Annotated in this window: 9 protein-coding genes; 4 read left to right on the top strand and 5 right to left on the bottom strand. The window is 68.8% G+C overall.

The window, feature by feature from the left end:
* Positions 1–4 precede the first annotated feature (4 nt).
* From OO69_RS07920 to OO69_RS07910, 3 genes are read right to left on the bottom strand one after another with little or no spacing between them, the layout of a single operon-like run.
* Complete coding sequence (locus OO69_RS07920) at positions 5–943, bottom strand: carbohydrate ABC transporter permease (protein ID WP_033279741.1); 939 nt, start codon at positions 941–943, stop codon at positions 5–7.
* 14 nt (positions 944–957) lie between these two features.
* Positions 958–1,971: a carbohydrate ABC transporter permease gene (locus OO69_RS07915; protein WP_033279740.1), complete on the bottom strand. Its 1,014-nt coding sequence runs from the start codon at positions 1,969–1,971 to the stop codon at positions 958–960.
* A 49-nt stretch (positions 1,972–2,020) separates the two neighbouring features.
* Positions 2,021–4,111, bottom strand: a complete 2,091-nt coding sequence (locus tag OO69_RS07910) for a fibronectin type III domain-containing protein (protein ID WP_033279739.1) — start codon at positions 4,109–4,111, stop codon at positions 2,021–2,023.
* Between the two features lie 405 nt (positions 4,112–4,516).
* Between OO69_RS07910 and OO69_RS07905 the strand changes: the two genes are divergently transcribed.
* A complete protein-coding gene (locus OO69_RS07905; RefSeq protein ID WP_033279738.1) occupies positions 4,517–5,668 on the top strand; it encodes an ROK family transcriptional regulator in 1,152 nt (383 codons plus the stop codon).
* Positions 5,669–5,711: 43 nt separating this feature from the next.
* Complete coding sequence (locus OO69_RS07900) at positions 5,712–8,042, top strand: glycosyl hydrolase family 95 catalytic domain-containing protein (protein ID WP_033279737.1); 2,331 nt, start codon at positions 5,712–5,714, stop codon at positions 8,040–8,042.
* A gap of 21 nt (positions 8,043–8,063) precedes the next feature.
* On the opposite strand, the gene OO69_RS07895 is transcribed toward OO69_RS07900, so the two are convergent.
* Complete coding sequence (locus OO69_RS07895) at positions 8,064–8,822, bottom strand: SDR family NAD(P)-dependent oxidoreductase (protein WP_033279736.1); 759 nt, start codon at positions 8,820–8,822, stop codon at positions 8,064–8,066.
* Positions 8,823–8,855: 33 nt separating this feature from the next.
* The gene (locus tag OO69_RS07890) at positions 8,856–10,058 is read right to left on the bottom strand and encodes a mandelate racemase/muconate lactonizing enzyme family protein (RefSeq protein ID WP_051800837.1); all 1,203 of its coding nucleotides are present in this window, start codon (positions 10,056–10,058) and stop codon (positions 8,856–8,858) included.
* A gap of 137 nt (positions 10,059–10,195) precedes the next feature.
* On the opposite strand from OO69_RS07890, the gene OO69_RS07885 reads away from it, so the two are divergent.
* Together OO69_RS07885 and OO69_RS07880 are read left to right on the top strand one after the other, a co-directional pair.
* Positions 10,196–11,128 carry a LysR family transcriptional regulator gene (locus tag OO69_RS07885; protein WP_033279735.1) on the top strand — a complete coding sequence of 311 codons (933 nt, stop codon included), beginning with the start codon at positions 10,196–10,198 and terminating at the stop codon, positions 11,126–11,128.
* A 104-nt stretch (positions 11,129–11,232) separates the two neighbouring features.
* Complete coding sequence (locus OO69_RS07880) at positions 11,233–12,111, top strand: SMP-30/gluconolactonase/LRE family protein (RefSeq protein WP_033279734.1); 879 nt, start codon at positions 11,233–11,235, stop codon at positions 12,109–12,111.
* Positions 12,112–12,222 lie beyond the last annotated feature (111 nt).

Here is a 12,222-nt window from a genome sequence, read left to right as displayed (position 1 = left end):
CTGGTCACTTGAGGCCGGAGAAGCCGATGGAGTTGACGATGCGTTTGCCGAAGGCGAGGAAGAGCAGCAGCATCGGCAGCGCCGCGATGAGGGCGGCGGCCATCAACCCGGCCCAGTCCGGGGCGGCTTGGGGCGAGGACTGCTTGAAGACGCCGAGGGCGAGGGTGAGGGGCTGGACGCTCTGGTCGTTGGCGATCAGCAGCGGCCAGAAGTAGTCGTTCCAGGCGTTGACGAACATCAGCAGCGAGACGGTGGCGATCGGCGCGGACGTCATCGGCAGGATGATCCGGAAGAAGATCCGCAGCGGGCCGGCGCCGTCGATGATGGCGGCCTCCTCGACCTCACTGCTGAGGCCGAGCATGAACTGCCGCAGGAAGAACAGCGTGAAGGCCTGGAAGAGGCCGCCGGGGAGGATGAGTCCGGCAAAGGTGTCGGTGAGCCCGAGGTCCTTCACGAGGACGAAGTTGGGCAGCAGGGTGAACACACTGGGCACCATCAGGGCGCTGATCAGGATGTTGAACACCAGGTCGCGTCCCCGCCAGTGCAGCCGGGAGAACGCGTAGGCGGCGGCCGCCGAGATCAGCACGATCATCGCCGTCTGCACGGACGCGTAGATCACCGAGTTGCGCAGGTAGAGCGCGAAGTCGAGGGAGGCGCCGGAGCCGCCCTGCGCCTGGGCCGACGCGGTGGACGCGATGCCCAGGGCCCGCTCGAAAGCGCCCCAGGTGAAGCCGACCGGCAGCAGCGAGGACGGGTGGGTCGCCAGTTTGTAGTTGTTGGACAGCGCGGTGCGCAGGATCCAGTAGAACGGGAAGAGCGTGACGAGGACGATGACGCCGAGGTAGACCCAGGCGACGGCCCTGCCGGGTGAGAACCCGCGGGCGGTGTTCCGCGTCGGGCGGCGCGGGGCGGCCGCCGGGCCGGGTGCGATGGTGACAGCCATGAGGGCGGCCTCCTTCAGTTCAGGTCGGATTCGTTGGCGCGGGCGAGCCGCAGCTGGGTGAAGGTGACCGCGATGAGCAGGGCGAACAGGGCGAGCGACATGGTGGCGGCGTAGCCGAAGTCGAACTGCCGGAAGGCCTTGTCGTAGATGTACATCTGCAGCACGTTCGAGGCGTTGGCCGGGCCGCCCTTGGTGGTGACCTGCACGATGTCGAACACCTGGAAGGAGTTGATCACCGTCAGGACGACCACCATGACGAGGATCGGCCGCAACAGGGGCACCGTGAGCCGGCGGAACATCTGCGCCTCGCTCGCGCCGTCGACCCGGCCCGCCTCGTAGATGGTCGAGGGGATGGTCTGCAGGCCGGCGAAGATCAACAGGGCGTAGTAGCCCATCCACTTCCAGACGCTGATCGCGGCGAGGGAGGGGATCGCCCAACCACCGCTCCCGAAGAACAGGATGGAGTGGCCGGTCAGGTGTTTGAGGGCGATGTTGACGATGCCGAGGGCCGGGTCGAGCATCCACTGCCACACCAGGGCGGCGATGACGTTGGAGATCAGGAACGGCAGCAGGATCACCCCGCGCAGGACCGACGACCGGGTCACCCGGTGCAGCACGACCGCGGTCACGAGGGAGATCGCCGTGCCGAAGACGACGGACAGCAGGACGAAATAGACGGTGACGAGGAGCGAGTGCCAGAAGACGTCGTCCCCGAACAGCTCCCGGAAGTTGGCCAGTCCGACCCACTGCGGCGGGCTCAGGACGTGGAAGTCGGTGAAGCTGAGGTAGATGCCGCGCAGGGTCGGATAGGCGTAGAAGGTCGCGAAGCCGACGACGGCGGGCAGGATGAGCAGCAGGGCCACCGGCAGATCCCGGCGGCGCGCCGCCGCCGACCTGGTGGCGGTCGCGCGCCGTGTCTTCCTGGTCGGGCCCTTGCCCGGTGAGGCGGCCGTGGTGGCCACCGCGCCCGGCTCACCGGACCGCGGTTTCACCGGCGTTGCGTGGTTGCCCTGTGATGTGACCACCACAGCACCCTCCTTCGTGCGGGTACGGATTCGTGCGGTACGAACTGACGGGTCAGACGGTGATCTTGTCGATGTCGGGCGCGTAGTCGGTGGCGTTGCCGAAGCGGAGGGTGTTGTCACCTGCCTTCAGCGGCACCGGGACGGTGAGCGACTGCGGGGCGCCCCAGTTGTTGTCGTTGGTGCCGGGCACCGGGATCTGGAGCGTGGTGTCGCCAACGGCCAGGTCGATGACGCGACTTGAGTCGCCGTCCACGTAGTCCAGCTTCAGCAGATACGTGCCGTCCTTCGGCGCGCTGACGTGGTTGATCGCCACCTCACCACCGCCGAGATTGCCGACCTTCTGCCCGCCGGAGCAGCCGTCGCAGCCCGCGACGACGGCGTTACCGGTGAGCGTGTTGCCGGAGGCCTCGGCCTCGTAGGCGGTCGGACCGCCGGACGCGGGCGTGGTGACGCCAACTGCCTTGCTGGGAGCCGAGGTTCGGCCCTTGGCATCGCGGGCGACGACCGTGAAGGTGTGGGCGTTCGCCGCGCTCAGTCCCGTGACGGTGGCTGCGCTACCGGTGCTGGTGGTGACCGGTCGGCCGTCTGCGTAGACGGTGTACCGGGTGACGGGCGAAGCGCCGGTGTTCACCTTGTCCCAGGCCAGTGAGACGCTCGTCGCGGTGGCGGCGGTGCCGTGCACGCCCAGCGGAGTACCGGGGTTGGCGCCTTGCCGGTTCGGCGTGAAGGTGAACAGCCGCGAGCCGTGCGCCGGCAGACTCTCCGTCAGATGCCCGGAGACACGGCCGAGGTTCTTGTGCTGCCACAGGTCACGGACCGAGGCAGCACCGCTGATGCCCAAGTCGGCGAAGTCCGCGGTGACATCGGCGGCCTGGGAGCCCAGGTTGAAGAGCGCGACGGTGTAACTGCCGTCGGGATTACGGGCGTACCAGGTCTGCTGGTTCGTGGTCTGACTCACCGGCCGCGCCGGATGACCTGCTTGGTCTACGGCGATGACCTCGTCGTTGGTGAGCAACTTCAGCCCGTACGCGTCGAGTTTGGTGAGGTCGTCACCCGAGTAGAGCGGCGCCGACTCGATGGCCCACAGGGTCGCGTAGCTCTGCCGCTCGGCCTCGGTGAGACCGTCCATGGCGCCGACTCCGACGTTCAGGGAGTCGAGGTTGTTCCAGTGCCCGGGCCCGGCGTCGTCGATCCACTGCACAATGTCGTTCCAGCGCACCTTCAGGGAGTTGTCCCAGGTCACCAGCGTGTCGCAGTAGCACTCGACGTCGGTGTCGATGCGCCAGCCGTTGGAGTTGGCCTTCCAGGTCGCCGCCTGGGTGTGGCTCAGTGACCAGGACAGTGTCAACTGGACGGGACGGCCTGTCTGTTGGAGCGCGGTGTGCCAGGCCTTCACGTCCGGGGTGTTGTCGTGGTCGGTGCCTCCCTGCGCCGAGCCAGGGCCCACGCCGTCGACCTTGAGGAAGTCCACGCCCCAGCCCGCCAGTTGGTCGGCGAGGGAGTCGATGTACTTCTGCGCGCAGGGGTTGGTGAAGTCCATCTTGTACGCGGAGTTCCACCCGTTGGTCTTGCGCAGGTCGGGATAGACGACGTCCGAGGTGGTGCAGCCGGGGGCGTTGTGGACCGCGGTCGTCCCGTCGCCGTACGCGGCGGGGTCGAGACCAACTGCCAGGTAGAGCCCGAACTTGAGGCCTTTGTGGTGGAGGTAGTCGCCCAGGGACTTCATGCCGTGCGGGAAGGTGGTGGCGTTCGGCTTCGGGCGGGCGTACTGGTCAAAGCCGTTCACCCACCCCGCGTCCACGTTGATGTACTCGTAGCCATGGGACTTGAGCTTCGAGGCGACCACGTCGGCCTGCTGCTTGACGTGCGCCTCGGTGAGCCAGCTGACCCCGCCGTAGCCGGGATAACTGGTGGCCTCCAGGCTCCAACTGCTCCAGCCCATGTACGGCTTGGCGGCGAGGGCAGCCTGCTGGTGGCCCGCGCTCGTCGGCGCCGGGGAGGAGTCCGTCGCCGACGCGGCGGTGGGTGCCGCGAGGGACACCACGAGTGCGGTGGCGGCCAGGACGGGCAGGTGCCGGAGGCGCGCACCGCCCGTACGGAGTCTGTGGCGTACGGCGGATACGGGTCCTGCTGGACGAGCCATGTGTTTACTCCATCTCGGCGCGAAAAGGCACGGCGGGGTCCTGGGAAGGACCGGAAGGTGCCCCTTGCACGGTCAGCCGCATGGGGAATTGGTGAGTGGGCGTTCTGATCCGCCCAAGTGGCCGTAAGGCGACGCCTGTTGGAGAGCGCAGCCCGCGATGACGTACGCGGCCGGTCGAGGAGGAGACCGGCCGCCACCTGCGTCGGCGGACGTCCCATCCACCTGTCGTGAGGTGCCGCGAATGTAGCCAGGCTTTTCTTCCAGCGTCAACATATTGCGCAGCGCGAATCATCGACATTCGTGGAAGGAATGGACCGGGATTCGGGCGATGAGCGAGGAAGACGGACGCAGAACGCCGCGATCCTTCTTCTTTCTTCTTTTCCAATGGAAATGTATGGTCACCGCATGACGCTCGCCGATCAGCCACCCGCGGCCGCTCTGCTCTTCCAGACCCTCCTCGCCCACGGCCCGCTCACCCGCGCCGAGATCGGGCGCCGTACCGGCCTGTCTCCGGGCGCGGTCACGAAGGTCGCCACTCCCCTGCTGACCGACGGCTGGATCAACGAGCTGGGCCGCTCGACCGAGCGCACCCAGGGCCGGCCGGCCACGCTCATCGCGGTACGGGGCGAGCGCGCACGCTTCGTGGGCGTGAAGATCACCGGTGACGAACTCATCGGCACACTCACCGACTTGACCGCACGGCCACTCGCCACCGCGCGGGCCGTACTCGGTTCACGCGACGTCGGTACGGTCGTCCTGGCCGTCGCCCGGCTGGTCGACCAGCTGAACGCGAAGGCGGCGCCGCACGCGCCGGGCGCGCTTCACGGCATCGGCGTCACGATCTCCGGGGACGTCGACGGTCACACCGGGACCGTGCAGTACTCCCCCTTCCTGAACTGGCGCCGCGTGCCGCTGGCCCAACTCGTGGAGACGGCAACGGACTTGCCGACCGTCATCGAGAACGACGTCCGCGCCCTGACCGTCGCGGAACAGTGGTTCGGCGTCGGGGTCGGGCTGTCGTCCTTCGCCCTGGTCACCGTCGGCGCGGGCATCGGCTGCGGCATCTCCATCGGCGGCCGGGTCGTCTCCGGCGCGCACGGCGTCTCGGGGGAGGTCGGCCACCTTCCCGTGGGCGGCACCGACCGGGTGTGCACCTGCGGCAACACTGGCTGCGTGGAAGCCGTCGCCTCCACCCAGGCGATCACGGAACAGGCCCGCCGGGCGACGGGCGACCCGGCGCTGACGATGGACGGCGCGGTCCGCCTCGCCCATGCGGGCAACGCCGACGTCCGCGCGGTCTTCGCCCGGGCCGGCCACGCCCTGGGCCTGGCCCTGGCCTCCGTGGCCAACCTCATCGGCCCGGAACGCATCATCATCTCCGGTGAGGGCGTGGCCACTTACGACCTCTACGAGGAGCAGATCCGCACCACCTTCGCCGCCCGGGCATTCGGCGCCGCGGCCGACTGCGACCTCGTCGTCCGCCCCCTCCCCTTCGAGGAATGGGCCCGCGGAGGCGCCGCCGTCGCGGCGCAGCACGTCTTCGCGCCCGCCAAGTAGCCCTGCGGGCCGCCCCTTTCACACCGTCCTGAAGGTGAACGCCATGCTGAAAGCCTCCTCCGACCAAACCTTCCGCGAGGTCCGCGTCCCACCCGGAACCCTCCGCTACGACCGCCCCGCCACCCGCTGGTTCGAGGCCCTCCCCATCGGCAACGGCCGTCTGGGCGGCATGATCTACGGCGGCACCGACCGGGAGCGAATACAGCTCTCCGAATCAACGGCATGGTCGGGCGGCCCCTCCACGACAGACCTGAACCCGACCGCCCGACAGCAGGTCCCGCGCATCCGCGAACTCCTCTTCGCGGGAGACCACGCCGAGGCGCAACGGATCGCGGCCGAGCATCTTCCGGGCAGGGCACTGTCGTTCGGCACCAACCTGCCCCTCCCCGAAGTCCAACTCGCCTTCCCCGACGGGGCTCCGGCCCAGGACTACCGGCGGACCCTGGACCTGGACACCGGCCTCGTCACCGTCACCTACACGCACGACGAAGTCCGCTTCACCCGCGAGGTGTTCGCCACCAACCCCCATGGCCTGATCGCGATCCGCCTCACCGCGGACCGTCCCGGATCGCTCGCCTTCACCCTCTCGATCCGGGACGGCACACTCCCCGGCGCCACGACCGCCACGAACTCGTCCGTCACCTTCAACGGCCACGCATACGAGAGCCTCCACAGCGACGGCCGCCAAGGCGTAGCGCTCGAAATCCGCGCCCACCTGGAAGCCGAGGGCGGCACCGCGCACCGCACGGAAGACACGCTTCGCCTGGAAGGCGCCGACAGCGCGGTCGTCTACGTCGTCGTAGGAACCGACTGGGCGGGAGCGAACCCGCGAGCGAGCGCGGAATCGCTGCTGTCCGCAGGCCTGTCGGCCGGCTACGAGTCGGTCCGGGCAGCACACATCGCGGACCACCAGACGCTGATGCGACGGGTCTCCCTCGACCTCGGTTCGGCGTCACCCGACCTCACCGCTCTGCCCACCGACGCCCGCCGCGAACGGCTCGCCTCCGGGAAGGCCGACGACGAACTCATCGCGCTCTACTTCCAGTTCGGCCGGTACCTGACGATGGCCGGCTCCCGGGCCAACTCCCCTTTGCCGCTTACCTTGCAGGGGCTCTGGAACGACGGTCTGGCGAGCAGCGCGCCCTGGACGAACGACTTCCACCTCGACATCAACACCCAACAGAACTACTGGGCAGTCGAGTCGACCAATCTGGCCGAGTGCCACGAGCCGTTGTTCCGGCTGTTGGAGAACCTGGCGGACCAAGGCCGGGCAACCGCAAAGGAGTTGTACGGCGCGCCGGGCTGGGTCGCGCACACGGTGACCAACGCGTGGGGGTACACGGCACCCGGTTCCGGCATCGGCTGGGGCTTGAACGTGACCGGCGGGGCCTGGCTCGCCCTGCAGGTGTGGGAGCACTTCGAGTACGGCCGGGACGAGACGTTCCTCCGGGAGCGCGCGTATCCGGTCCTGCGCGGGGCCGCCGAGTTCCTCCTCGGCTACGCGGTCGAGGAGCCGGAGCAGGGCCTGCTCGTCACCGGGCCGTCGGAGTCCCCGGAGAACTGGTATCTCGCGCCCGACGGCAGCCGGTGTTCGGTGTCCATGGGGGCGACCGCGGACCGGGTGTTCATGGAGGCCGTGCTGCGGATCTGCGCGGAGAGTGCCGAACTGCTCGGTGTGGACGCCGAGTTGAGGACCAGGATCGCCGCCGCGCGCCGTCGGCTGCCACCGTTGCGGATCGGGCGGCACGGTCAGGTGATGGAGTGGCTGCACGACTACGACGAGGCCGAGCCGAGCCACCGGCACACCTCCCATCTCAGCGCGCTGTTCCCGGAACGCCAGATCACCCCGCGCGGCACACCGGACCTCGCACGCGCCGCCGAGGTCACCATCGAACGCAGGCAACAGGCGCCCGGCTGGGAACAGACCGAGTGGGTCGAGGCCGACTTCACCGTCTACTACGCCCGTCTCCTCAACGGCGACGCGGCCCTGAAGCACCTCACCAGCCTGATCGCGGACGCCAGTGAGGCGAACCTGATGACGTACTCCGCCGGCGGGGTGGCCGGCGCGGCGCAGAACATCTACTCCTTCGACGGCAACTCCGGCGGCACGGCGGGAGTCGCCGAGATGCTGCTCCAGTCGGACGGCCGGGACGTAGAACTCCTGCCCGCGCTGCCCGCCGACTGGCCGGACGGAAGCGTGTGCGGACTGCGGGCCCGGGGCGGTCTCACCGTGGATGTCCGTTGGCGCGACGGGAAGTTGGCCGCCGCTTCGATCCGGGCGTCACGGGCCGCGGACGTACGGGTGCGCTACGGCGCCGATCTCCTCGAAGTCCGGCTCGCCGAGGGAGAGACGCTTGCCCTCGGTGTCGGCTGAGGGCAAGCGTCGGTGACCGGGTCACTGGGCGATCTGGCCGCCGTCGACGAGGAGGGTCTGGCCGGTCATGGCGGTCGCGTCGAGGGCGACGAACGTGACGGCGGCCGCGATCTCCTCGGCCTCCAGCAGGCGGCCCATCGGGATCTGGTCGATCCACTGCGTCATCCGCCGCGGATCGTCCATCCCGACCGTGTCGAGGATGGGGGTGCGGGTCCGGCCCGGCGCGACGGCGTTGACCCGCACCCCGTACTGCGCCCACTCGACCGCGAGGGACCGCGCGAGCTGGGAGACGCCGGCTTTCGCGACGTCGTAGGCGACGTGGTACTCGGGGTTCGAGCCGATGAAGGCGGCGATGGAGGAGATGTTCACGATCGAACCGGACCCCCCGCGCACGAAGTGGTGGCCGAACTCTCGGCAGGCCACGAAGGTGCCGGTCAGGTCGACGTCGAGGACGCGGTGCCACACCTCGTCCGTCACGTCGAGGGCGTCGTCCTCGTGGGCGATGCCCGCGTTGTTGACCAGGACGTCGACGCGGTCGAAGCGTCGTACGACCTCCCCCGCCACGCCCGCCACGGCCCGGGCGTCGGAGACGTCCAGGGGCAGGAACTCGCCGCCGACCTCCTTCGCGACGGCGGTGCCGGTCTCGGTGTTGCGGTCGGTGACGACGACCCGTACGCCACGGGCGGCGAGGGCCACGGCGATGGCGCGCCCGATTCCCTGGCCCGCGCCGGTGACGACGGCCACGCGCTCCTCGGTGTGCCTCAGGGGCGACTCGGACATCTCGTTCCTTCCGTCGGTGGAGGGGCGGGGGTCTCAGAGGGTCCTGGCCGAACCCGCGCCGGGGATCTGCCAGCGGACACGCGCGGCCGGGTCGATCGCGGTCGAGGCACCCGGTCCGTGCGGACGCTCCATGAGTCCCTCGCGTACGACGCTGCGCTCGACGAAGGCCTCCTGCGTCCAGGGGATGAACTCGATGAGGGGCGGCACCTCCGAGAGGACGGTGCCCACCAGGTGCTGGTGCACCTGCATCATGTCGCCGGCGTGCGGTGCGAACCGCAGGCCCCGTGCCGCCGCGTGCGCCGCGATCTGGAGGAACTCGGTGACACCGCCGACCCGGGTGACGTCGGCCTGGACGACGCGGATGGCGTCGGCGGCCATGAAGGAGGCGAACTGGTGGTACGAGTAGATGCTTTCACCGGCCGCCACGTCCAGCCGGGTCGACGACTGGAGACGGGCGTGGGCCTGGAGATCGTCGGCATGGACCGGCTCCTCGACCCAGTCCATCGCCGCCTCTTCCAGGACCGGCATGATCTGGTTCGCCGTCGACAGGTCCCAGCGCTGGTTGGCGTCGCACATCAGCGTCACGTCGTCGCCGAGCGCCCGCCGGACCGCGCGCACGCGCCGGGCGTCCTCGCGCCAGTCGGAACGCCCCACCTTGATCTTCACCCGGGACCAGCCGTGGTCGACCAACGAGGTGAGATCCCGGACCAGTTCGGCGTCGGTGAGGTTGAGCCAGCCGCCGTCGGTGTTGTACGCCTCGACGCTCTCCTGGGTGCCGCCGAGGAGGCGCCACAGGGGCATCCCGGCCCGCTGTGCGGCGAGGTCCCACAGGGCGATGTCGACCATCGCGAGCGCCATGTGGACGACGCCGGCCCGGCCGATCCAGTGCGTGGGCAGCCAGTACAGGCGCTTCCAGGTGCCCAGGATGTCCTCGGACGAGGTGTCCAGGAGGGCGTCGGCATAGTAGGAGAGGATCACGTCGGAGAGGAGTTCGGGAGCGCAGTGGACGCCGGAGATCCCCGTCCCGACCAGGCCATCGGCGGTGCGGATCTCGACCACGGGCACCGTCCAGTGCGCCATGGCGGCCGTGGAGTCGGCGATGGGCCGCTTCAGGGGCACGGCGAGGGCATAGGTCTCCACAGAGGTGATCACGGCACCGTCGTCGCCGCGCAGAAGGTCCGCTCCGTGCGCGGACAGCAGCCCGCGGGCGGTGCCGAAAGAAGTCTGATCGGTCATTGTTCAAGTCGGCCATGGCCGCCGGAACTCGTCAACAGCGAAATACGAATACACATGATCTGCCGCGCAGATGACATGGCGTCAGCGGGAATTCCGGACCGGCGGTGGTCCGGCCGCGAGGAGAGGAGGTTCGGTCAATGACGCTCGAACTGGCCTGGTTGCGTACCTGGGTCGAGGTCGTGGATACCGGCGGTTTCACCAGAGCGGCCGAAAAGCTGCATCTGTCGCAGCCTCGCGTCTCGGCGCACATCGCGAATCTGGAACGCGAACTCGGCTGTCTGCTCATCGAACGCCGTATCCGGCCGCTCACCCTCACCGACGACGGGCGCGCTCTGCTGGCCCGGGCACGGTCGGTTCTCGCCGCCGCCGATGAATTGGTCACCGCGCGCCAGACCGACCGGGGCGACATCTCCGGAACCGTCACGGTCGCGAGTTTCGCCAGCGGGAGTTCCGAATTCCTCCCTGCGGTCATCACCGCGCTGCAGAAGGAGCATCCGCGGATCCGGGTGGCGGTCCTGGACGGGGACGCGGGCTTCATCGAGGCGGCGCTGTCCGAGCGCCGGGTCTCGGTGGCGCTGCGCCCGGTCCGGCCCGAGCCGCACGACCACGGCTTCACCATGCGTTCGTTGTGGCGGGAACCCTTCGTCATGCTCGCCCCGACCGGTCATCCGCTGCTGAAGAAGAGCGAGATCGAACTCGCGGACTTCGCCGACCAACGCGTCATCACGATCGGCGATCCGCTCGCCAATACGGTCGTCGGATACGAGGCCGAGGTCGAATTGAGCATCAAGGATCTGGTCGCACCGTCCGGAACCGTCTCCCATCAGCCGACCACGCTCGGTGCGATGGTCCGCGCCGGACACGGAATCGGCATCATCAACTATCTCGGTGCGGTGATGATCCTGCGCGAGGGAATGGAGATGCGCCCCATCCAGCATCTCAACCGCTTTCGGGACGTGGGAATCTGGTGGCACTCGGAACGACCTCTGGGCTCGGCTGCCCAGGCATTCATCCGAGCGGTCGTAAAGGCACCGAGGCCCGAAGGCACGACCGCCGTTCCACCGGTGTGACGCGGCCCGGATCCATTCGCGGAACGAATGCCCCACATCCGTTAATCAGCGTTGACGATCACGGGCGAACGGGGCCAGGTTGAGGGAAAACGAATGGAGTCGCGATGGCCGATGTCCGCACGTACGCGAATCTCGAAGTGGCGGTGCGCAGTGACACCTCGGACGTGGGTGAGGGACCAGTGTTCGATCCCCGCACCGGGCATCTCCTCTGGGTCGACATCTACGGCCGCAAGATTTTTCAAGACAACCTGTCCACAGATCGACAGTCCGTCACCGATGTCGGCACGATGATCGGGGCGGTAGCACCGCGCGCGACTGACGACGGTTTCGCCGTCGCGGTGGCGGACGGGTTCGGCTACGTCACCGACGACGGGCTGACCCTGGTCGACCCGGTCCTCCCTGAGCCGAACCTGCGCATGAACGACGGCAAGGTGGACTCCCACGGCAGGTTCTGGGCCGGCAGCAACGACATGGAGTTCGCCCCGGGCCAGGGCCGACTGCACCGGTGGGACGGTGACGGCCCGAGCGTCGTCGTCGCGGATGGCCTCGTACTCCCGAACGGCCTTGGCTGGAACGCCGAGGACACCGTCATGTACCTCGCCGACAGTTACGCCAACTTCCTGTACCGCGCGGACTTCCACGCCGAGCCGGGAGAACTCGGCCGCCTGGAGGTGCTGACCAAGACCGAGGGAGTCGGCGTACCCGACGGCCTCGCCGTCGACGTGGAGGGGTGCTTCTGGGTGGCCATGCACGGCGGACGCGAGGTCCGGCGCTACGACCCGACGGGCCGCGTCGTGGGACTGGTCCCGGTGCCCGTGCTCCAGCCGACGAGTTGTGCCTTCGGCGCGGACGGCCGCCTGTTCATCACCTCCGCACGAAACGGCCTGTCCGCCGAGGAGTTGGCCAACTCCCCGCTGTCCGGCTCGGTGTTCGTCGTCGAGACGGGGACGGAGGGGGTTCCTGTCCGGCCGTTCCGCGCCTGACCCGGCTCCCCTGCCGACCCAACTCCCCTTGGGACACCGCGTATTCGTATTGCGGATGACGGACCATCGATAACCGTCTTTCCCCTGCGGGGTGTTGGCGTCCTACGGTCG

This window comes from Streptomyces sp. NRRL F-525 (assembly GCF_000716605.1).
Lineage (GTDB): Bacteria > Actinomycetota > Actinomycetes > Streptomycetales > Streptomycetaceae > Streptomyces.
Note: the sequence above shows the minus strand (reverse complement) of the source record. Positions and strands in the feature narration are given on the sequence as shown.